This is a genomic window from Massilia sp. BKSP1R2A-1 (assembly GCF_050586525.1).
Classification (GTDB): Bacteria; Pseudomonadota; Gammaproteobacteria; order Burkholderiales; family Burkholderiaceae_D; genus Telluria.
Window position 1 is genome coordinate 1 of the sequence record NZ_JBOBRE010000011.1, and the last position, 21,776, is coordinate 21,776.

The 21,776-nt window shown below is 66.9% G+C and carries 17 protein-coding genes; 6 read left to right on the forward strand and 11 right to left on the reverse strand.

Annotated features, from left to right (window positions below; all coding sequences use genetic code 11):
- Positions 1-502 precede the first annotated feature (502 nt).
- Positions 503-1,183: a PEP-CTERM sorting domain-containing protein gene (locus ACQ7JA_RS16880; RefSeq protein WP_430899797.1), complete on the reverse strand. Its 681-nt coding sequence runs from the start codon at positions 1,181-1,183 to the stop codon at positions 503-505.
- 19 nt (positions 1,184-1,202) lie between these two features.
- A complete protein-coding gene (locus ACQ7JA_RS16885; protein WP_430899799.1) occupies positions 1,203-3,380 on the reverse strand; it encodes a phosphocholine-specific phospholipase C in 2,178 nt (725 codons plus the stop codon).
- 488 nt (positions 3,381-3,868) lie between these two features.
- Here ACQ7JA_RS16885 and ACQ7JA_RS16890 point away from each other — a divergent pair, with 488 nt between their 5' ends.
- Entirely contained in the window at positions 3,869-4,456 is a 588-nt protein-coding gene (locus tag ACQ7JA_RS16890) for a PEP-CTERM sorting domain-containing protein (protein WP_430899801.1), read from the forward strand.
- 54 nt (positions 4,457-4,510) lie between these two features.
- Here ACQ7JA_RS16890 and ACQ7JA_RS16895 read toward each other — a convergent pair whose 3' ends face one another.
- On the reverse strand, positions 4,511-4,738 hold the full coding sequence (locus ACQ7JA_RS16895; protein WP_430899803.1) for a hypothetical protein: 228 nt from the start codon (positions 4,736-4,738) through the stop codon (positions 4,511-4,513).
- Between the two features lie 238 nt (positions 4,739-4,976).
- Between ACQ7JA_RS16895 and ACQ7JA_RS16900 the strand changes: the two genes are divergently transcribed.
- Together ACQ7JA_RS16900 and ACQ7JA_RS16905 are read left to right on the forward strand one after the other, a co-directional pair.
- Complete coding sequence (locus ACQ7JA_RS16900; RefSeq protein ID WP_430899805.1) at positions 4,977-5,546, forward strand: class I SAM-dependent methyltransferase; 570 nt, start codon at positions 4,977-4,979, stop codon at positions 5,544-5,546.
- 120 nt (positions 5,547-5,666) lie between these two features.
- Positions 5,667-8,897 (forward strand): patatin-like phospholipase family protein, encoded by a 3,231-nt coding sequence (locus ACQ7JA_RS16905; RefSeq protein ID WP_430899807.1) that lies wholly within the window; start codon positions 5,667-5,669, stop codon positions 8,895-8,897.
- 24 nt (positions 8,898-8,921) lie between these two features.
- Here ACQ7JA_RS16905 and ACQ7JA_RS16910 read toward each other — a convergent pair whose 3' ends face one another.
- The 6 genes from ACQ7JA_RS16910 to ACQ7JA_RS16935 all read right to left on the reverse strand — a co-directional run bounded on the left by ACQ7JA_RS16910 (position 8,922) and on the right by ACQ7JA_RS16935 (position 15,820).
- On the reverse strand, positions 8,922-10,646 hold the full coding sequence (locus tag ACQ7JA_RS16910) for a response regulator (protein WP_430899809.1): 1,725 nt from the start codon (positions 10,644-10,646) through the stop codon (positions 8,922-8,924).
- Positions 10,643-11,350 carry a sensor histidine kinase gene (locus ACQ7JA_RS16915; RefSeq protein WP_430899811.1) on the reverse strand — a complete coding sequence of 236 codons (708 nt, stop codon included), beginning with the start codon at positions 11,348-11,350 and terminating at the stop codon, positions 10,643-10,645. The genes ACQ7JA_RS16910 and ACQ7JA_RS16915 overlap by 4 nt, the downstream gene beginning before the upstream one ends.
- A 127-nt stretch (positions 11,351-11,477) precedes the next feature.
- A complete protein-coding gene (gene mnmC, locus ACQ7JA_RS16920; RefSeq protein ID WP_430899813.1) occupies positions 11,478-13,133 on the reverse strand; it encodes an FAD-dependent 5-carboxymethylaminomethyl-2-thiouridine(34) oxidoreductase MnmC in 1,656 nt (551 codons plus the stop codon).
- Positions 13,130-13,693, reverse strand: a complete 564-nt coding sequence (locus ACQ7JA_RS16925; protein ID WP_430899815.1) for a DNA-3-methyladenine glycosylase I — start codon at positions 13,691-13,693, stop codon at positions 13,130-13,132. The genes mnmC and ACQ7JA_RS16925 overlap by 4 nt, the downstream gene beginning before the upstream one ends.
- Positions 13,694-13,718: 25 nt before the next feature.
- The gene (locus tag ACQ7JA_RS16930) at positions 13,719-14,774 is read right to left on the reverse strand and encodes a glycosyltransferase family 4 protein (RefSeq protein WP_430899817.1); all 1,056 of its coding nucleotides are present in this window, start codon (positions 14,772-14,774) and stop codon (positions 13,719-13,721) included.
- A complete protein-coding gene (locus ACQ7JA_RS16935; RefSeq protein ID WP_430899819.1) occupies positions 14,771-15,820 on the reverse strand; it encodes a glycosyltransferase family 9 protein in 1,050 nt (349 codons plus the stop codon). Before ACQ7JA_RS16935 ends, ACQ7JA_RS16930 begins: the two co-directional genes overlap by 4 nt.
- Positions 15,821-16,108: 288 nt before the next feature.
- Here ACQ7JA_RS16935 and ACQ7JA_RS16940 point away from each other — a divergent pair, with 288 nt between their 5' ends.
- A complete protein-coding gene (locus tag ACQ7JA_RS16940; RefSeq protein WP_430899821.1) occupies positions 16,109-17,221 on the forward strand; it encodes an aldose epimerase family protein in 1,113 nt (370 codons plus the stop codon).
- Here the strand turns inward: ACQ7JA_RS16940 and ACQ7JA_RS16945 are convergent.
- Positions 17,209-19,107, reverse strand: a complete 1,899-nt coding sequence (locus tag ACQ7JA_RS16945; protein ID WP_430899823.1) for a glycoside hydrolase family 2 protein — start codon at positions 19,105-19,107, stop codon at positions 17,209-17,211. The two genes, ACQ7JA_RS16940 and ACQ7JA_RS16945, sit on opposite strands and share 13 nt — an antisense overlap.
- Positions 19,108-19,189: 82 nt before the next feature.
- Entirely contained in the window at positions 19,190-20,668 is a 1,479-nt protein-coding gene (locus ACQ7JA_RS16950; RefSeq protein WP_430899825.1) for a PLP-dependent aminotransferase family protein, read from the reverse strand.
- Between the two features lie 101 nt (positions 20,669-20,769).
- Here ACQ7JA_RS16950 and ACQ7JA_RS16955 point away from each other — a divergent pair, with 101 nt between their 5' ends.
- Positions 20,770-21,231 (forward strand): OsmC family protein, encoded by a 462-nt coding sequence (locus ACQ7JA_RS16955; RefSeq protein WP_430899827.1) that lies wholly within the window; start codon positions 20,770-20,772, stop codon positions 21,229-21,231.
- Positions 21,231-21,761, forward strand: a complete 531-nt coding sequence (locus ACQ7JA_RS16960; protein WP_430899829.1) for an FMN-binding negative transcriptional regulator — start codon at positions 21,231-21,233, stop codon at positions 21,759-21,761. Before ACQ7JA_RS16955 ends, ACQ7JA_RS16960 begins: the two co-directional genes overlap by 1 nt.
- Positions 21,762-21,776 lie beyond the last annotated feature (15 nt).

A 21,776-nucleotide genomic window follows, 5' to 3' on the forward strand; every position in this document is an offset into this window, starting at 1 on the left:
GTCGGTAGCGGACGCTACAATAGGTCTGCAATCCGTCAGAAGCGGACAATGAAACCAAAGGAGCGCTAGTGGATGTAAAACTTGTCGCATCGATCTCAGGATTTCTATTCATCGCTCTCGCCTTCATGTTCGGTCAAGCGTTTAGCCCTGATGCCTCAGACGATCTCATTACAATAGGCTCGATATGCGCGTTTGTAGGTGGCACAGCCTTTGTGCTTGGCGTCGTATTCGGCCGTACGAGCTTGATCTCCACAACTATTTCGGGATGTACTGCGTTGGTAGTAGTCAGCTTGCCTCTACAGCTTTACTACGCAACAACAGAGTCACTGAGCAAGTACGCATTTGTTCTGTTGCTCCTTTTCGCTCTGATGAGCGGGGCAAGTTTCCTGGGAACGTGTCTCCGCAGAAAAGAAGTAAGTTGATTTATGCCGTCCGCTCTGGGTCGGAAGCCGACAATGGCGACAGGCGGGACTACTTCCGCCCGTCGCCTGTCGGAATTCGATCAATTCACGTGATCCATTCTCCTGCGGCGCTGAACCCATCCCAGTACCCCCAGACCCAGCAGGAAGGTCGCCCCCATCCCAGGCTCCGGCACATCGTTCGCAGGTTCCTGCAGGACGAAGGACAGATTATCCGCATAGCCATCGTTGTCGCCTGACACGAGACGCTCCATCGACAGCCAGAACGACAGCTTCCGTGTGCCTGCCGGCACAAATCCATCGGCTTCCCGATAGAACAGGCCCGTCTGGTTATTGCGATCCTGCGGCGTCAAGGGCCCGAGCGCGGAGTTGCCGATCTCGTTGTTGAATTCATCGAGAAACTGCACATAGAACAGCGCGTTATCGCCCTGGTTGGTCCAGCCGCCGAGCCAGCCGCTCAGGGAGTAGGAAGTCTGCCGCGTGGTCGTCAGACCAAAGTCCAGGGTCTGGTAAGCCGCCGCGTACTGGCCAAGGCCGGCGAACATCTTGCTGCCCCGCTCCACCGGCCCAGGCTGCGTGGGCAGCACCCAGTTGCTGCCATAGTCCACCGACTGGAACATGTTGTAGCCCTCATAGCCGGTCCACCCGGTCACGCCTGCCTCGGCATCGCCGTTGACGACCAGATTGCTGCCATAGAGGACGCCGGCCTGGCTGCCGCACGCCACTGCGAACAGGGCCGCGGCAAGGATCAATCGACACTTCATGAAACGCTCCTTGTAAGGTTCAAACGACGCGGTACTGGTCGAGCTGGGCCGGGCCCTGCATCGCCGGGTCGCTAATCGACGGCAAGCCGTTTTCCAGGTGGCCGGCAAAACGGCGCAGCCAGCCGGGCATGCCGATCACGCGGAGGCTGTAGTCGTACCAGTTGCGGCTCGACGCGAGGGGCAGGCGGATCGTGCTCCGCGAACGCGCGACGACGCGCACTTCCGAGGGCCGGCCCGCGTAATACTTGTTGGCGGTGAGCTGGAAGGTGCAAGGCTGTCCGCCGTTGTTCACCAGTTCGATGACCAGCTCCCCTGCCCTGCGGTCGGCGCGCAGGATCATCTCCGGCGATACGACGCTGCTCGCCTGGCGCACGTCGCCGACGACGTGGCGGTGGAAGCCGTTCGGCCCCAGGATCCAGAGGTCGTAGGCCGCGCTGCTGGCCCAGCGACCCTTGAGCTGCTTGCCCGCTTCGACGGTGTAGCGCCGTGGGACCTGCGCCAGCGCCAGGCGGTCGTAAACATGGAATACCGCCCCCGCTTCACCAGCGTTCTCGAAGGTGAGCTCGACCTGGCCGCTACCGATCGGCACCTGCGCCTGGACCTGCAGTTCGTAAGGCAGCGCACGGGCCGGGCGCACGCCGGCAGCCTGCACGGGCGCCGCCAGGGTGGACGGCGTCGCCGGCACCTTCGTATTGGGCAGGCTCAGCGCCATCGCGCGGCGCGCGGCCGTTTCCGGCAGCAGCTGGCTGAAGCCGCTGTCGTTCGGGTTCACGAAGTCGAAGCAGGTCAGCAGGTTCCCGCTCACCGCGCGGCGCCATGGGCTGATGAGCGGCTCGCGCACGCCGAAGCGTGCCTCGATGAAGCGCACCACCGAGGTGTGGTCGAAGACCTGCGAGTTCACCCAGCCGCCCTTGGACCAGGGCGAGATGACGTACATCGGCACGCGCGGACCGAGTCCATAGGGACGATGCTGCGTGCGTGCATCCGCGCCATTGAGTACGTGGTGGTACTCGCCGGTTGTGTCGACGGTCGATGCGCCGGCGAGCTGGGACTGGGCAGGATTGCCGTTGTAGCTCGTATAGGCCGGGACCGAGGGCGGCGGCATGTGGTCGAAGAAGCCGTCGTTCTCGTCGAAGTTGATGAGCAGGACTGTCTTGCTCCAGCTTTCGGGATTGGCGGTCAAGGCATCCAGCACGCGCGCGATGTAGTCGGCGCCGGATGCAGGGCTCGAGGGACCGGGGTGCTCCGACCCTTCCGCCGTGGCGACGACCCAGCTCACCTGCGGCAGGCGGTTGGCCAGCACGTCCGCCTTCAGCAAATCCAGGTCGCGGGTGCTGACGCCGCGATCGCGCAGCGACTGCGAATACCCCGGGCGCCGGTACCAGGCGTTGCGGAAAGTGCGGAAGCCGGCCAGGGAGTTATCGGTGAAATTGTCCGCCATGTTCTGGTAGACCTGCCAGCTGACGCCGGCCGCCTCCAGCCGCTCCGGATAGGTGGTCCACAGGTAGTCGGTGGACATGTCCGGGCTGAAGTTGTCGCGGCTGTTGTCGGTCGACGGGCCACCGGCGACGGCCAGGGGGTCGTTGTGGCCGCTGAACAGGAACAGGCGGTTCGTGTTGGTGCCGCTCTGCGTGGCGCAGTGGTAGTGGTCGCAGATCGTGAAGGCGCGCGCCAGTGCGAACTGGAAGGGGATGTCGGCCTCGGCGTAGTAGCCCATCGAATGGTTCTGCTTGATCGTGCACCAGTCGTTCATGCGGCCGTGGTCCCACGCCAGCTGCGCGTCCAGCCAGGCGTGCGGCGTGCCGGCCACGCGCATGACCGGGAAGTCCTGCACGGTATTGAGCCGGAACGGTGCGATGGCGCGGCTTTGCGGCCAGTTGGGACGGCCGGGCACGGGGGCGCCGCCGACGGTCCGCTGTACGAAGACCGACTTGCGATTGATAAGGTTCTGCCGGTCCACCACGGGAATCGGGAAAGGATCTCCGAATCCGCGCACGCCCTCCAGCGTGCCGAAATAGTGGTCGAAGCTGCGGTTTTCCTGCGTCAGCACGACGATGTGCTCGACGTCCTGCAGGCTGCGGGTGCGCTGGTTGGCCGGCAGGGCCAGCGCTTTCTGGATGGACGGCGGGAACGTCGCAAGTACGGCGCTCGCGCCGCCCGTCTTGCCCATGGTACGAAGGAAGTCGCGACGGCTCATGCGTGCTCCTTCGTGCGTGGAAACGCGAAATCGAAAATCTGCATGTGATTGATCCAGGTCGGTTGTGGGGAACAGCAGAACTACGGTCCAACGCGGATCAGCTTAGGGAAGAAGAATGAAAAGTTGATGACAGACTAATTTTGCAGCACCAATTTACTTGACTAACCAGAAACTCCCTGTCGGGATAGCGCAAGGCGTCCGATGTCATTCTTTTCTAAAAGTTGTGTCGCCGATGTAACGATTAAGCTTGAACAAAAATGCTTGTGAATAGACAATGTATCGCAGGAAAGTGAATTTATTTCCGTACTTAGATTTTATAGCGTTGCAATTTCTATGCAGCAGCTTAGTTAACATAAATGCAATTTATTTTCAGTAAAGAAACGCGTGCATTTTTCGAGGAGTGTAGTGTGAGGCTGAGATCCATGTTCTTTCGTAGTGCGGGGGGTGTGATCCTTGCCCTTGCCGCAGCGCACAGCTGGGCTGGGCCCATGGGCCTGGTGAAGCTCACCGGCCAGGTGGGTTTTTCTTGCTTCACGGGTACTGGAGGATTCGAACAAAATTGCTCCGCCGGCGAACACGTGGAAAGAGGCAGCTTCAGTCTCGTCTACGATCCCTCGATCCGGGATACGGATCCAGGGAGCAGCAGCGGTCTGTTTCGCGGTGCCATCAAGTCCTTCACCATGACCGTCAGCCAGGTAGACAGGCCCGACCTGAGCTTTTCTTTGGTGGAAAGCGGCGACTTTTACCGTGACTTCGACACGGATGGATCGGGATCCGATTGGCTGCGCTGGAACATGATGCTCGACGAAGAACATGGCGTCGTCGGACGCAGCTTGTTTTCGTTCGGCATGTACCAGCAGGCTTGGGGAAATCCGAATGAGATGCCATCAATCGACTTCTGGTCCGGAGTGACTGGATTGGTCGGAGGGGGAGCGGGAGTAAATGAAACGGATTGGTTGAATTCAAGCCTCGATGTGGGAATCATTCCCAACCCCGTCCCGGCGCCGGGTTCGCTGTGGCTCATGCTGATAGGCGCGGGCGGCGTTCTCGCGCAGCGCCTGCGCCGGCGAGACTGATTGCCGCGCCGCTCCGGATCGGGTTCTCGTCCGGGCGGCGCCATCATCGGCGGCCTAAGCCGTGCGCGACCTCGCCGGCCTCGGCATGCGCCGGCGATCCTGCTTGCGGTAGTGATTCGGCGAGCACAGCACCCTTAGCGCGACCGGTCGCGGCACGCCCACCTCCTCCATGAACAGCAAGGCCGGATGCAGGCCATACCGGTTGCACAGCTTCAGCCCTTCCTCCACAAAGTTTGCGGTCGTCACGTCGGTGCGTGCATCGTCTTTGCTTTGCTCATCCATGCCTTCCTCCATGCGAGCGAAGGATGCTAGCAGAGCTCAGTATGTACTTAAAGTGAATTCTTAAGAGTTCATCCCAAGTGGATGTTTTCGTAGCTAAACCGCAAAAGTTGCAGGTTTGATCTTGCACACTTTTGCGCTTGCATCTAATGCCAGGACGCATGCGGAGGATCGCCACTATAGCCGAGCCTCCGCGCCCCTGTCGATCACTTCGATCTTTCCCGGGATTTGCCGGGTCGGCATGCTGCTGGCGGAACGGGCGCCCGTCGATGCCCGCATCCTGGTACTCGGCGCGGGTGGCGGCCTCGAGCTCAAGGCGCTGGCCGAAGCGCATCCCGGATGGTCCTTCGACGGCATCGACCCGTCGCCCGACATGCTGCGCCTGGCCCGGCAAACGGTCGCCGCGCACGCCGAACGCATCCGGCTGGTCGAAGGCTATATCGACAGCGCCCCGGACGGCCCCTACGATGGCGCCACCGCCTTGCTGACCTTCCACTTCATTCCTCGCGAGCAGCGCCTCGACACGCTCGCGCACATCCATCGCCGCCTGAAGCCCGGCGCCGCCTTCCTGCTTGCCCACATCAGTTTCCCGCAAACCGAACCGGAGCGCTCGCAATGGATCGCGCGCCACGTCGGCTATTCCGCGGCGCCGGATGCCGACCCGGGCCAGCTGCAGCAGGCGCGGGAGGCGATCGCAGGCAGGCTCACCATCTTTGCACCCGAGGAAGAAGAGGATGCTGCGACAGGCAGGGTTCACGGATGTGTCGCTGTTCTATGCCGGGCTCAGCTTCCGGGGCTGGGTCGCGTATAAACCGTAGCGCACTGGCCTCAAGCACGCACCTTTGATGCAAGCGGTAGCGCCCGCCTCTGTGGCGTGCTGAACTGGCACGGTAGGGATGTCATTTCTTCATCTCTCCCAGCAGGAGTGCGTGTGCCCGCTTTTAACCCAGCCAGCCTGACGCCGCCCCGGCTTGCCGATCTGCGCCGCAAGCTGGAAGCCGCGGGCTGCCGTCCGCCGCCCCAGGCCTGTACCCTGGGCGAACTGTCCGAGGCCATCGTCGAATTCCGCCGGCGCCAGGGCATCGCCGGGCGCGGCGTGCTCGACGCGCAGACCCTGCGCCGCCTGGACGAGGTCAGCGGCGCCACCTTCGGCGACATCTTCCGCGACGAACTCGACCTGCTGCGTCCGCAGCCGGAAACCCGCGCCGATGCCGACGAACCTTCCCTGCGCGCCCACGGGGCCGGCCTGGTGGGCCTGGCCCTGTCCGGCGGCGGCGTGCGCAGCGCCACCTTCGGCCTCGGCGTGCTGCAGGCCCTCGCCGGTCACAAGCTGCTGCGCCACCTCGACTACCTCTCCACCGTTTCCGGCGGTGGCTTCATCGGCGGCTGGCTGTCGAAGTGCATCCACGAACAGGGCGGCGACGTCGGGAAGGTCGAGGCGCTGCTGGCCCCGCCCGCAGGCGCCGCCGAGGCGCCGGCGATCCGCTTCCTGCGCCAGTACAGCAACTACCTGTCGCCGCGCGGCGGCATGTTCAGCGCCGACACCTGGACCCTGATCGGCACCTATGTGCGCAACACGGGCCTGAACCTGACCATGCTGGTGGCCTGGCTGTGCGCCCTGCTGCTGCTCCCGCGCGCCTGCGTGTGGGCGGTGCACCGCATCGTCGGCCCCGGCGGGCCCTGGGCCGCCTACGCCGACCTGGCCTGGATGTTCGGCATCCTGCTGTTCCTGGCCGCCGTGTTCTGCATCGCCCTGAGCATCTCGAGCAAACCGTCCGGCTCGCGCGGACTGCGGCGCTTTCCCCTGTCGCAGGGGGCCGTGCTCTGGTGGATCAACCTGCCGCTGCTGCTGGCCGGCTTCCTCGGCAGCGTCGGGCTATGGCGCCATGGCGGCATGGCGCCGTTCTGGGAGCTGGGCGGCTTGCCGGCCGAGCTGCAGGGGCGCGCGCACTGGCTGCTGGCGCCGGGCTTCGTCTACTTCGTGGTATGGGCCTGCGGCTGGTACATGGCGCACGACCGCATCAGCGTCTACCGGCGCGCCGGCTACACCCTGTGCACGGCGGCGCTGGTGGCGGTGCTGGCGGTGCTGTGCGCATCGGTGCGCGCCTTCGCGCCCGAGATGATGGTGCAGCTGATGTCGCGAAAGAGCGCCGAACATATCGTGAACGGCCTGCTGTCCCTGAGCGCCGTGCTGGTGCTGTGCGCCATCGCCCTGGCCGTCATGCACCGCCTGCAGCCGCACCGCCCGCCGGCCGACGTGAGCCGCCTCGAGGTGCTAGAAGGCCTCTCGCACCTGCTGTGCGCGGTCGGCGCGCTCAGCCTCGGCGCGGTGCTGCTGCTGGGCGGCCTGGCCCTGCTGCCCGACCCCAGCACCCATCCGGTGCTGAACAATGCGATCGCCCTCACGACCTTCGGCATGCCGCTCATGATGGCGCTGTTCGCCGGCACCATGACGCTGATGATCGGCCTGATCGGCCGCCTGTACAGCGACGCCAGCCGCGAATGGTGGAGCCGTCAGGGCGCCTGGACCTGGATCTTCGCGCTGGCCTGGGTCACCATGTTCGGCGTCGCCTTCTTCCTGTCGCCGCTGCTGCACTGGGCCTGGCTCACCTTCGAACCCTGGTCCTATATCAGCACCTTCGCCGGCTGGCTGTTCGTCACCTGGTTCGGCCTGAAGGCCGGCAGCGGCAGCAGGACAGGAAACTGCGCCGGTTCGCGCACCTCCGACTGGCGCCTCGACCTGTGCGCGCGCCTCGCGCCCTACGTGTTCACGGCCGGCGTGTTCGCCCTGCTGGGCGCCTTCGTGCAGTGGGTAGTGGCGCCGCCACAGCCCGCTTGTCCATCCCCGGCCACCCTCACCTGCGTCTATGGCATGCATGCCAGCGCCACCCTGGAGACCAGCGGTATGCGCCTGGCCGCCGTCTTCGCCGGCTTTGCCTTCGCCGCCCTGCTGCTCGGCTGGCGCGTGGACATCAACAAGTTTTCGCTCTACATGATGTACCGGAACCGCCTGGTGCGCGCCTACTTCGGCGCCAGCAACCGCGCGAGGAAGCCCCACCCCTTCACCGGCTTCGACCCGGGCGACGATCCGCTGCTGGCCGACCTGAAGCAGCAGCGCCCCTGCCACATCATCAATACCTCGCTCAACCTGGTCGGCGGCGAGGAACTGGCCTGGCGCACCCGCAAGGCAGCCTCCTTCACCTTCACGCCGCGCCACTGCGGTTTCGAATTGCCGCCAGGTGCTGGTAACGGCGCGGCCAGCAGCGAGGCCGCGCGCGGCTGCTACCGGGCAACTAGCGACTACGGCTCGCGCTCGGGAACAGGGGCCGACGACGACGCCGGCGTGCGGCTCGGGATGGCGATCGCCGTGTCCGGCGCAGCCGCCAGCCCGAACATGGGCGCGCACTCATCGCCCCCGCTGAACTTCCTGATGACGATGTTTAACGTGCGCCTGGGGCGCTGGTGCCCGAACCCGCGCCGGCAAGCCTGGCAGCAATCCTCGCCGCCGGTCGGCCTGTTCAGCCTGCTGGCCGAACTGTTCGGCCTCACCAACGCCGACGCCAGCTACGTCTACCTGTCCGACGGCGGCCACTTCGACAACCTCGGCATCTACGAACTGGTGCGGCGGCGCTGCCGCCTGATCGTCGCCGTGGACGGCGCCAGCGACGGCCTGCTTTCCTTCGAGGACCTCGGCAACGCGATCCGCAAATGCGCCACCGACCTGCACGTACGCATCGACCTCGACGTCGACAAGCTCGCCCAGCGCGGCGCGGATGGACTGTGCGGCGCCAGCTGCGCGGTCGGCACGGTGCGCTACAGCCAGGTCGACGCGGGCGGCGCCGACGGCACCCTGCTCTACCTGAAGCCGGCCATCGTGGGACGCGAGAACGCCGACCTGCTCAACTACCGCAAGGTGCACCCCGCCTATCCGCACGAAAGCTCGGTGGACCAGTGGTTCGACGAGACCCAGTTCGAAAGCTACCGGGCGCTGGGCCAGTACATCGCGGAATGCGCCCTGGGGCAGGCCGCCGGCGCCGTGCAGGCGCGCGAAGCGGGCTTCGACGTCGACGCGCTGTGCGCCGAACTGTGGCGCCGGCACGGACCGCGTGAACCGGGACAGGAACCTGCTCCCTGTCCGGAAGTGCGCGAGAGCTGCCGCTAGCCGCGGGGTCGTAGGGTGGCCGGCTCAGGCAGCGGCAGCCTCGCCGGCCGCATCTTCCTTCGGTGGCGCCTCCTCCACCTTCGGCGCCAGCGCCAGCAGCTGCTCGATCAGCTGCGCAAACCGCTGCTGGCCGGGCGCCAGGCGGTCCGCCTGCGCCAGCACGGCATGCGCCTCGTCCGACAGCAGGACGCTGAAACCGCGCTGCTGCATGCAGGACACCAGGATCTGCGCCGAGTTGAACAGGATCCGCACATTGTGCGGCAGCGCGGCGCGCGCATTCCTCATCCACTCCACCGCCTCGGGCAGCTTGTTGGTCTTCCACAGCAGCACGCCCTGGTTCATCAGGTCCACCGCTTCCTTGCGCGCCTGGCGAATCAGGGCCTCGCCCTCGTCGCCCATGCGCGCCTTTTCAAAAATCTTCTGCACCTCGTCCTGCAGCAGCGCGTTGTCGTGGTTGTTGCGGATCACATAGCACAGCAGGTCGACCGGCGCTTCCTTCACGCCGACCGCGAACAGCAGGGTCGCCATCTCGAGGCAGGTCGTCACGTCGGGACGCTCGGGCTTGGACTGCAGCAGCGCCTCCAGCTCGTCGCCGGCCTTGCGCGCGCGCCGGTAGTCGCCGCTCTCGTGGTAGACCAGGCCTTCGGTGATCTTGGCGCGCAGCTCGATGTCAGGGTGCTCGGCGAAGAACTCGCGCTGGGCCGCGTTCAGCAGCAGCAGCGCCTCCTTCGGATCGTTCTTCAGGCCGCACACGCGCGCCAGGCCCAGGTAGGCGTCGGGCGTCTTGCGGATCGAGTACTCGCCGATCGCAATGCATTTGCGGAAGGCCTTCTCGGCCATCCCGATGTTCCCCAGCTTCAGGCAGGCCTGGCCGAGATTGCGCTGGCGCGGCACCGAGTTGGGCGACAGCTTGGCGGCGCGCTCCAGGATGCCGAGCGCCTCCTCGTGCTTGCCCATGCTCTGGTAGGCCTGCGCCAGCCCGTCGTAGGCGTCGATGTAGTAGCGGTTCTCGGCAATCACGGTGGCGAACATCTGGCGCGCCTGTTCGTGGTCGCCGTCGGCCATGCGGATCCTGGCGATGCCCGCGCGCGCCCACTGGTATTCGCGCTGGGCCAGCACGCGCTCGTAGGTCTCGCGCGCCTTGGCCGGCTCGCCGCATTTCTCCATCAGGCGCGCCTTCATGCGCAGCAGGTCGATCTCGTGGACGCGGTTGGCCGCGATCTGCCCGTCGCACAGGCGCGCCGCGCGCAGGTAGTCCTTCTCGGCATAGGCATGGTCGATCGGATTGAACACCTGCTTCTTGCGCCAGACGCGGTTCAGGCGCGTCAGCAGCACGCCTTCGGTGATCGGCTTGACGAGATAGGCGTCCGGCTGGTGCTCCGCCGCGCCCATCACCGATTCGACGGTCTTCTCGGCCGACACCATCAGGAAGACGCTCGAAGGCAGCAGCAGGTTGCGTATGCGCGCCTCTTCCAGCACCTGCTGGCCGTTCTTGCCTTCGCCCAGGTTGTAGTCGCACAGAACCACGTCGTAGCGGGTCTTGTTCAGCAGGGCCATCGCCTCGCCGCCGCTGGAGGCCTGGTCGATATTGCGCGCGCCCAGGCTGCGCAGGCTTTCGCGCAGCAGCTGGCGCACGCCGATGAAATCGTCGACGACGAGGTAGTTCTTGGCGGCCCAGTCGACCTGCTCGACGGCGCTGGGCGCGGGCAGCGGGGCGGCCGGGCTGATGAAGTTGGCGGGCGCGTTCATGGCAGGGTCAGGATGAAGCAGCCGCCGGCAAGTTCGCCGCCGTTCTCGAGGCGCACGCTGCCCGCGCGGTCGCGGTGGCGGTGCATGCGCGCGACTTCGCGCGAGAAGTGCAGGCCCAGGCCGGCGCTGTTGGTCAGGAAGTTGACGCCGCTGGCGTTCGCGTCCATCGCCGCGCCGCCGGCCGCCAGCAGGGCAGGCGGATAGCCGGCGCCGTTGTCCTCGACGCGGATCTCCAGGCAGCCGTCGCGTTCGCGTGCGGAGAGGCGGATGCGGTCGCGCGTGTAGTGCACGGCGTTGTTGATCGCGTGCGAGACCACGCCGACGATCAGGTCTTCGTCGAAATGCCAGACCAGCTCCGCGTCCACGTCGAGTTCGAGCGCGACGCCGCGCGAAGCGAGCAGGACGCGTTCCATCCCCACCACCTGCTCGACCAGCTGGCCGATCTCCAGCGGCTGCACGTCGAAGGGGTACTCCGGCGTGCCGACGCGTTTGTACAGCGCCAGCAGCTGCATCAGGTTGTCGTTCAGGCGGCGCGTCTGGTACAGCATCTGCGCCATCTGCGCGTACGCCTTCTCGGTCTCGGGCGAAGCGCCGTCGAGCAGGCGCTCCAGCGTGCCGGACAGGACGCTGATCGAATTCTTCATGTCGTGCGCGGTGGACGCGAGGAACAGGAACAGCTCGCTCGATTGTGGGGAGTCTTCCATCGATGGGGGCCGGCCGGGCCAGAAAAAGTTACCGTACGTCAATTATACCGCCGGCGATTTGACGATCTCGTCACGGAATGTAACTTATGGCTGAGTTACAACAAGATGGCGCAACAAAGCCGGAACATCAATCCATCGTGGGTAGCGGCATGCGGCTGCTGCGCCGGGCGCGCAGCACGAAACGCGCCGGCTCGAGCGCATCGACCAGCGCCATCTCCAGCGGCAGCGGCTCGCCCTCCAGCCCTGCCGCCAGCAGTTCCGCCGCCAGCGGCGCCCAGATCAGGCCACGCGAAGCGTAGCCGAGCAAGGCAAAGAGGCCCGGGTGGCGCGGCACGTCGCGCAGGCGCTCGGTCGCGCCGGCCGCGGCGAAGTCGGGCAAGGGGCCCACCAGCGGCAGGCGGTCCGGGGCCACGCAGCGGAACCCCACGCGGCCCGCCAGCGGCGCGCCTTGTGCGGCCTGCGGGTCGGAGACCAGGCTGCGCAGCCTGTCGATGTTCTCCTGCTGGCTCGCCGCACGGAGCATCGGGTCGCCATCGAGGTCGTAGGTGGCGCCGGCGCAGGCGATGCCGCCGGAGGCCGGCGTCAGGTAGGCCTCGCGGCACAGCACCAGGGGCAGCGCGGGCAGGCTGGCGCTGTCCAGGTGGGTGACCTGGCCGCGCAGGCTGGACAGCGGCAAGTCCGAGGACTGCGCCAGGCTGCGCGCGCCGACACCGTTGGCCACGACCACGGTCGGCGCCTGGGCGACGGCGCTGCCGTCTTCGGCGCGCGCCAGCCATTCGCCCTCGACGCGTTCCAGCTGCACGCTGCCGACGCCGAAGCGGCGCGTCAGGCGCGTGCCGCAGGCATCCAGCATCGCCGCGCACACGCTGCCGGGACGCGCCCAGCCGCCCTGGGGGAACAGCCAGCCGCCATCCGGCGCGCGCAATCCGAGCAGGGCCTCGGCCTCCGGCGCTTCCAGCCAGCGCGCGAATTCCGGCGGCAGCCTGCCCTCGGCCGCGATGGCGCGCGAGACGGCGGCATGTTCGGCATCGCGCGCCAGCTGCAGCACGCCGCAGGCGGCGCCTTCGATGGCCCCGCCGATGCCGCCCAAGCCCTCCCAGGCGCGCAGGGCGTAGAGGTAGGCGGCGCGCGTGAGGCGGGTCGGGATGTTGTCATCGCGCGAGAGCAGCGGCATGAAGATGCCCGCCAGGTTGCCGGAGGCTTCCATCGCCGGCAGCGCGTGACGCTCGACCAGGGTGACGTCCCAGCCGCGCGCACACAGGCTGGCGCAGGCGCTCGATCCGGCCAGGCCGGCGCCGAGCACGATGGCGCGGCGCTCGGGCGTGGGCGGCAGCGGCAGGCGCGGCTTGCGGCTGGCGAAGACGGCATGGCCCGCTTCGCCTTCGAACACGAAGCCCTGGGCCTGCAGCGCGGCGCGTTGTTCTTCAGTGAGGGACGCCGCGAACAGCCGGGCGCCCGCGGCGACGATGCGCGCCAGCGGCCGGACGAAATCGCCTCCCGCAACGACACCCAGGAAGACCGCGTCGGGCTGGGCGCCGAGCTGGACCAGCGCGGTGTCGATCGGCGCGGACAGCAGGGTCAAGGTCAGGCGCGGGTCGGTCTGCGGGATGCGGTGAGAACCCGGCTGCAGGTGTGGCGCGATTGCGACGATGTGCAGGCGGGCACTGCGCTCCGAGTCGGCACGCCACGCCGCCTGCAGCCCGGCGATCTCGCTGTCGTTGTGGTCTGAGAAAAATACCGTGTAGCGCTCGCGGCCGCGCCAGAGCCCACGCAAATCGCTCATCGCCCGGCGTGGCGGAAGCAGGCCCGGTCATGGTCATCCACCACGCCGATGCCCTGCAGGTAGGCATACACGATGGTCGAGCCGACGAACTTGAAGCCGCGCCTGGACAGGTCTTTCGAGATGCGGTCCGACAGCTCGGTCTTCGCCGGGCGTTCCCCGTCAGGCCAGCTGCTGACAATGGGCTTGCCGTCGACCCAGCTCCACAGATAGGTGTCCAGCGTAAGGCCCTGCTCGCGCATCGCCAGGTAGGCCTTGGCATTGGTGATGGCGGCAGCGACCTTGAGGCGGTTGCGCACGATGCCCGGATTGGCCAGCAGTTCGGCCACCTTGGCCTCGTCGTAGCGCGCGATTGTCCGGGCGTCCCAGTTGTCGAAAGCGGCGCGGTAGCTGTCGCGCTTGTTCAGGATGGTTTCCCACGACAGGCCGGCCTGGGCGCCTTCGAGGTTGAGCATCTCGAACAGCGTGGTCTCGTCGTGGCAGGGCACGCCCCACTCGTGGTCGTGGTAGGCGATGTAGCGGGGATTGGCCATATTGGCCCAGCTGCAGCGGGTCTGGTTCATGCCCGCAGTATACCGTGGCGCCGCCTCAGGCCAGGACCTGGCGGTACAGCGCGAGGTAGGCCGCGCCCGCCTTCTCCCAGCTGAAGCGGCTCGCGTGCAGGCGGGCACGCTCGGCGCCCTGCTCGCGCTCGAAGCGCGCCATGCCCTGGGCCAGCACCTCGGCCATGTGCTCCGGATCGAAGCTGTCGAAGTAGAAGGCGGCGTCGCCGCCGACCTCCGGCAGGCTCGTGGAACGCGACAGGAACACGGGCCGCCCGTGGTGCATCGCTTCCAGCACCGGCAGGCCGAAGCCTTCGGCAAGCGATGGGAAGAGGAAGGCTTCGCAATGCGCGTAGTACCAGTCCTTGTCGAACTGGCTGACCGGGCCGGTCACCGCCACCCTGTCCTGCACGCCGAAGCGTTCGGCCTCCTGCAGGATCTTCTCCTTGTACGCTTCCTTGACCACGCCGGCGATCACGAGCGTCATGTCGTTCCCGCGCAGCAGCGGCACCAGCACGTGGAAGTTCTTCTTCGGACAGACCATGCCGACCGCGAACAGGAAGCGCCCCGGCGGCTGGAAGCGCGGCTGGTGCCCTTCGGGGGCGCGGCTCGGATTGGTGCCGTTGTAGATGACCGAGATCTTGCCTGCCGCCTCGGGGAAGAAGCGCAGGATGTCGGCTTTCACGAATTCCGAGATCGCCACCACGTGGTCGACGCCGGCGATCTTGCGCGCCATGCGGCCCAGGTGCCGTGCGAGCTTCGGGCTGCCGGCCGGCTGCTCGTGCACCTGGTTCAGGTCGTGCACCGTCATCACGGTCCGGGCGCGCACGCGTTCGGGCCCGAAGCGGCAGTACTGGTCGGCGAAATGGACGACGTCGAACTGCTGCTTGCGCGGAAAGTGCCAGCGGTGGAACTTGCGGTGGCGGACGTAGGAGGCCTGCTGCCCCAGGAAACCGTGCTGCACCGGATAGGTATAGGCGCTCAGCTCGACGCTGCCTTCTCCCTGGCGCGCCAGTTCGCTCGTCAGGCTGTGGCCGAAGGTATGCAGTCCCGTGTTCTCGAAGCGCATGGAATCGAGCGTGATCAGGAGCTTCGGCATCATGCCGCGGCTTCCTCCAGCTGGACGCCGCGCCGGCGCTGTGCAACCCTGGCCCGCCATCCGGCGATCACCGCAGCCACCTGCCCTGCCCCGATCGCGTCCATGCAGCGGCAGCTTTGCGCATCGGTGCAGCTGCCGCAGGCCTGCTCGCCGCTGAGCGAGACGGCGTTGCGTCCAAGGGCGCCCCAGCGGGCGATGTCGATCGGTTTAATCGGCGGGAACAGGCCGAGCGTCGGCTGTCCCAGCGCGGCCGAGAGGTGCAGCGGGCCGGTGCCGCTGGCGACCAGGCCGTCGGCCATGCCGATCAGCGCGACCAGTTCTTGCAGGTCGAGGCGGCCGCACAGGTTGCGCACATTGGGGCTCTCGAGCAGCTGCGGGGCCTCGCGCGCCAGCACTTCTCCCTCGGCGCGGCTGCCCGTGATCCAGACCGTGACCTCGGGGTCGCTGCGCAGCAGCGCAGCCAGTTCGGTGTAGCGCGCCAGTGGCCATTCGCGGCCATTGCCGTTCGACTTGGGATGCAGGATCAGGTTGAATTGCGATGGGTCGAGCAGCTGCTCCACGCTGGCGGCGCGCGGCGCCTGCAGGCCGTAGAGGGAAACCAGCTCGGCCAGTTCCGGCTGGTGCTCGATGCCGATCGGCTTGAGCAGCGCAAAATTGAGCTGGGCCTCGTGCAGCGCCGAGCGCGCCCGGCTGAAGTGCGCAAGCCGGTTGCAGCTGATCCAGTGGTGCAGGCGGTGGCTGCTGCCGACGCGGTTCGCGACGTGGGCGCGGCGTGCGGCGCGGCCGATGGCGCGGTGCGGGAAAGCGAAGATGACGGTGTCGTATTCCTGGTCCCGGAACAGGCGGTCGATGTCCAGCTCCTCGAGCGCCAGCACCCGGTCGACATGGCGGCAACAGCGCACCACGGGAGCGGCATAGCCGCGGCACACCATGTCGACCTGGACGCCCGGGATCAGGCCCTTCAGGTAGCCGGCGAGCGGCAGGGTAAGGACGACGTCACCGATATTGTCGGTGCGGCAAATAAGGATGCGTGACAGTGCGGGAGGCATTACCGGTTTCTCAGTGTTTTCCTGGCGCGGCGGCGATTCGCCACTCGCTTCCATCGCTTTCGAACAATGCGGGCCCACGCCGAGGCTGAAGGCTATTCTCGTGGAACCCGACAAATTTGTATGCATTTGTAAGCCCATCTTTACACGTTCTTACATGCAATACAACCATTCTCGCGCCTGAATTACACTGACTCTCTCATTTGACGCGCCCGCGCATCGTAAACAACGACGTGCGCACCAGGCCAGTGCAGGACAATCGTCCAAAGCAGAGCTTAAGAGAGGGAATATGTGAGTAAGTTTTCGAAAGCATTCAAGGCGGCCCTCGGCATTCTGACGATGGCGGGCGCGCAAGCGCATGGGTGCAATGTCCAGTCCCGTCCTTTCGGTACCCTGTCGTCCGGAGAGCCAGTACGGGCCTATACGATCAGCAGCGGTCGAATCGAGGTCACGGTCCTGGACTTTGGCGGCATCCTCCACGAAATCAGGACGCCGGATCGCGATGGCAGGATTAAAAACGTTGTCCGCAACCTGGCGACGCTGTCCGACTACGAACGCAATCCCAGCTTCTCGCGCATCATCGGGCGTTTCGCCGGCCGCATCGGCAATGGCGGCTTCACGCTCGACGGCAGGCGCTACGAGCTCGCAGCCAGGCCGGACGGCGTCATTTCCCACGGCGGACCTGGTGGATTCGGCAGCCGCCTGTGGACAGGCAGGCCCGTCGATTGCGGCGTCGACCTCGCCCTGGCGAGCAAGGATGGGGAAAATGGATTTCCAGGTAACCTTCGGGTCGAAGCCGCTTTCCGGATCGATGGAGCGGACCTGCACATCGACTACCGTGCCGTAACCGACAAGCCAACCGTGGTCAACCTGACACATCATGCGTTCTTCAATCTGTCCGGCGCGCCGGACGTCCATGACCACGAGTTGACGATCAATGCAGGCCGTTGGCTGGCAACCGACGCAAGGCGCGTGCCGACAGGAGAGACCCCGGCAGTAAGGGGCGCGCTGGACCTGCGAGGCGGCCGCAAGGTAGGCGAGGCTGCGAATGCCGCCGATCCGGCCATCCAGGCAAGCAATGGACTGGACCATACTTTCGTCCTCGACGACCGGCATGCGGCCAGCCTGCGCGACGCCGCATCAGGGCGCGTACTGGAAGTGTTCACTTCCGAGCCGGGCATTGTCGTGTTTTCCGCAAACAGCTGGAACGGCAGCCTGCGCGATGCGGATGGACGGCCGCTCCTCAAGGGCGGCGGGCTGGCGCTGGAGACCCAGCACTTTCCCAACAGCCCGAATATTCCGGCCTTTCCGACGACGGTGGTACGTCCAGGCTCGCCCCTGCACACGACGACGATCTTCCGCTTCCGCGTCGATGCCGGGCGGGAGGGTCTTCAGGGGCCGTAGCGCTTTTGCAGTTCCTCGTAATGCCGCTTGAGGGTCCAGAAGGCCTGCTTCTTCTTGCCGTCGTCCGAGATCAGGCCCTTGCGGTTCCAGAAGTCCTGGAAGTAGGGATGCTGGCGGCGCGGCGAGCGGAAATCGGCCAGCACCCAGGGCGTCATGCCGCGCAGGCCGGGGATCCCCGAGAGCATCCGGAACTGGTTCTGGTAGAGCCGGTCCTGGTATTCCTCGGACCAGCGCGTGTCGGCGTCGGCGTGGTAGCCGCCCAGGGCGTCGGCGCCGAACTCGGTAATCACCACCGGCTTGTCGAGCTTGATGTCGAAGCGGAAGTCCAGCATCTCCGCATTGCTGGCCCAGTACCAGCCGGCGTACTCGTTGAAGCTGGCCAGGTCGAGCAGTTCGGCGAGCGGATCCTCGATCGTGATGTCGCGGCCCTTGCGATGGATCTCCAGCGCCGCCGCCACCAGGCGGGTGTCGTCGAGTGCGCGCGCGGTGCGCACCAGGCTGCCCATGAAGGCATTGCGCGCCTCGCCGATGGGGGTCTCGTTCCCGACCGACCACACCACCACGCTGGCGCGGTTGCGGTCGCGATTGATCATGTCGGCGAGCTGCGTTCCCGCGTTGGCAAGCGTGGCCGGATTGGTCCACGAGATCGTCCAGTACACCGGCACTTCGGCCCACACCATCAGGCCCATCTCGTCGGCCAGGCGCGTCATCTCCTCGCTGTGCGGATAGTGGGCCAGGCGCACGAAATTACAGTTCAGTTCCTTCGCCCATTGCAGCAGCATGCGCATATCGCCCTGTCCGCGCAGGCGGCCCGGGATCAGGGGATTCTCTTCGTGCAGCGAGATCCCGCGCAGGAAGACCGGCTTGCCGTTCAGGAGGATGTCCTTGCCGCGCGTCTCGATGGTACGGAAACCGATGCGGTCGACCACCTTGTCGCCGCCGCCGGAAAGCTCCACCGCATAGAGTTTCGGCTGCTGCGGCGACCAGTAGGCGAGCTGCTTGACGGGGACGTCGATCGACGCGCGTCCCGCGGCGTCGGGCTGCACGGAGAATTTCACGCCCGCTTCAGGGATCGTAACCGTCACCCGCTGTGCGGGCGAAGCGCCGGCCATCTGCACGAAGCCCTGCAAACGGCGCGCGTCGCCTTTCGCCAGCTGCAGCTTGTAGTCGGCAATGTATGTCTCCGGCAGCTCGGCCAGCAGCACGTCGCGGGTGATGCCGCCGTAGTTCCACCAGTCGGTGTTCACGGTGGGGATCTCGTCCTGGTGGCGCGTGTTGTCGGCCTTGACCACGACCACGTTGCGGCCCTGCTTCAGGTAGCCGGTGGCGTCGAACTGGAAGGGCGTGAAACCGCCCTTGTGCATGCCGAGTTTTTTCCCGTTCAGGTAGACGTGGGCCTCGTAGTTGACGGCGCCGAAGTACAGCACGTAGCGCCGGCCCGGACGAGGCTCGGCCTCGAAGACCTGGCGCAGCCACACGGTGCCCTCGTACAGCTGCAGCTTCTCGGCCTGCGAGTTCCAGTCGCCCGGCACCTTCATGGTGGGCGCGCGGTCGAAGTCGTATTCGACCCAATCGCCCTTGTCCTTCGGCTTCCTGTCGTCGTAGAAGCCGCCCTTCCCGCTTTTCGAGGCGTCGAAGGCCTGGCGGCGGTAGTCGTAGAAGCCGTTCTCGTAGGGGTCGACGATATAGCTCCAGCGACCGTTCAGGCTCAGGTGACTGCGCCCGTAGATGTTCTGCAGCGGCGCCATCGCCGCGTCCTGGCGCGGCGCGGCGGCGGGCCGGCCGGCCAGCTGCACGTCGCCCGGTCGCGCCCCCTGGCCGGTGGCCGTCAGGCAGGACAGCAGGGTGAAGCCCAGCAGCAGCCGGGCGAAAGCGTGTCGCATCATGGTCTCCTCCAGTTTGGCAACGTTTCCAAATTCGGCAGGACGATGGTATCGACAACGGCGCAGCCCGCCAAGCGAAACCTGATCAGCGCAGCAGCGCTTCCTCCAGGCGCGCGACGCCGGCGCGGATCTGCTGCGGCGTGAAGGCCGAAAAGCCCAGCAGCAGGCCGGGCGGCACGGCGCAGTCAGGGCCGGCCTGCGGATGCGCGAAGTAGGACAGCGGCCGCAGGTCGACGCCGGCATCGAGTGCGCGCGCCACCGCCTGTGCTTCACTGAGCGGCCCCGTGAGGTGCACGCAGGCGTCCAGGCCCGTGTCGGTCGGGCCGGCGTGGAGCATGCCGCCGAGGCGCTGCGCCAGGGCCTCGAGCATCGTGGCACGGCGCTCGGCATAGGCGTCGCGGGTACGCCGGATGTGGCGCGCGAAGTGGCCCTGGCGGATGAAGTCGGCCAGCACGGCCTGCGGCACGATCGGGCTGTGGCGATCGACCACGGCCTTGGCCTGGCGCAGGGGCTCGACCAGGCTCGGCGGCGCCACCACGTAGCCGAGGCGCAGGCCCGGGAACAGCACCTTCGACAGGGTGCCGACGTAGATCACGCAGCCGGCGCGGTCCAGGCTTTGCAGCGAAGCCAGCGGCGGGCCGGTGTAGCGGTACTCGCTGTCGTAGTCGTCCTCGACGATCCAGGCGCGCCTGCTTTCCGCCCAGCGCAGCAGGTCGAGGCGGCGCGCCAGGCTCATGGTCACGCCCAGCGGCAGCTGGTGCGAGGGCGTGGCGAAGACCATGGCGGCGTCGGAATAGCGGCGGGCCGCATGCGCGACGTCCATGCCCTCGGCATCGACCGGCACGGGACAGATGCGCGCCCCCGCCACCTCGAAGGGCGCGGCGGCGCCCTGGTAGCCGGGCGACTCGAGCCAGACGCCCTCGCCAGGGGCCAGCAGCAGCTGGGCCAGCAGGTAGAGGGCCTGCTGCGAACCGGTCGTGATGACGATCTGCTCGGGCGTGCAGCGCACCCCGCGCGAGGCGTTCAGGTAGGCCGACAGGAGCTCGCGCAGCGGCGCATGGCCGGCCGCGGAGTCGTAGCCGAGCGGCAGTTCGCGGCGGCGCCAGTGGTGCGCTTCCAGCTTGCGCCAGGTTTCGAAAGGAAACAGGTCCAGGCCCGGCATGCTGGTGCGGAACGTGCGCAGCGGCCCCGCATGATGGCGCACCCGCGCCATGCTCGACGCCATCGCCTGGCCACGCGCCGGCAGGGGCCGGGGCGCGGCCGGCGCCGCAGCGGACGGCAGGGCTGCGGAGCGTGCCGCCGGCAGGGCGGTGTCGACGAAGGTCCCCTGCCCCACCCCGCCGCGCAGGTAGCCTTCGGCCGTCAGCTGCTCGTAGGCGGCCAGCACGGTCTGGCGCGCGACGCCGAGCTGCAGCGCCAGGTCACGCGTGGCGGGCAGGCGCGCGCCGGGCGCCAGGCCACCCTGCAGGATGGCGTCCTTGAGCCGCGCGTAGATCTGGCGAAAGAGCGGCGCGCCTTTCGTTCGGTCCAGCGGGGTGGCGGCGAGGAGGTCGTGGATATGCATGTGTCGGCACAAAAATTGGTACGCCCATCTTCGCCCGGATTGGACCTTTCAGCAAGCCAATCGCCTGTCTATGATGGTGCTTCTTTGATCACGGAGGAGCAATGAAACAGTTCGAAGCCCGGGTGGCGTGGCAGCGCGGCGGCCAGCCCTTCCTCGGCGGACGCTACAGCCGCGCCCACGCCTGGCGCTTCGACGGCGGCCTGGAAGTGCCTGCGTCCTCCTCTCCGCTGTCGGTGCCGCTTCCCATGTCCGACGCAAGCGCCCTCGATCCGGAAGAAGCCCTGGTGGCGGCCGCGTCAAGCTGCCACATGCTGTTCTTCCTGTCGCTGGCGGCCGGCCGCGGCTTCACCATCGACAGCTACGTCGACGAGGCGCTCGGTTTCCTGGACAAGGATGGCGAGGGCCGCATCGCCATGACCCGCATCGAACTGCGCCCGGCCATCGTGTTCGCGGGAGAACGGCCAGCGCAGGACGAGCTGGACGCCCTGCACCATGAGGCCCATGCGCGCTGCTACATCGCAAATTCGCTCAGGACGGAAGTCATCGTGGTGGAGACGCGTTGATGTACCTGCCCGCACGCCACCGCCAGCACGACCCGCAGGCCATGCATGCGCTCATCGATCGCCACGCGCTGGGCATGCTCGTGACGATCGAAGACGGCCTGCCGCTCGCCGACCACATTCCTTTCGAGTTCGCCGATGGTGGCGAGCGCGGACTGCTGCGCGCCCACGTGGCGCGCGCCAATCCGCTGTGGCGCCGCGCCGGGCAACAGGTGCTGGTGGTGTTCCGCGGCCCGGCCGCCTATGTGCCCCCAGGCCAGGAAGAAAAGGCGGCGAGCGGCGGACGCGTGGTGCCGACCTGGGACTACCACGTGGTGCATGCGCGCGGGGTGCTGCGCGCCATCGAGGACCCGGCCTGGCTGCTGGACTTCCTGCGCGGGCAAACGCACCACCACGAAGCGGACCAGGCGCAGCCATGGTCCGTGGACGATGCGCCGCCTGCCTACATCGGCGGCATGCTCAAGGCGATCGTCGGCATCGAGATCGCCATCGAGCGCATCGACGGAAAGTGGAAGGGCGCTCCCTCCGTTTGAGGCGAGCGCCCTGCG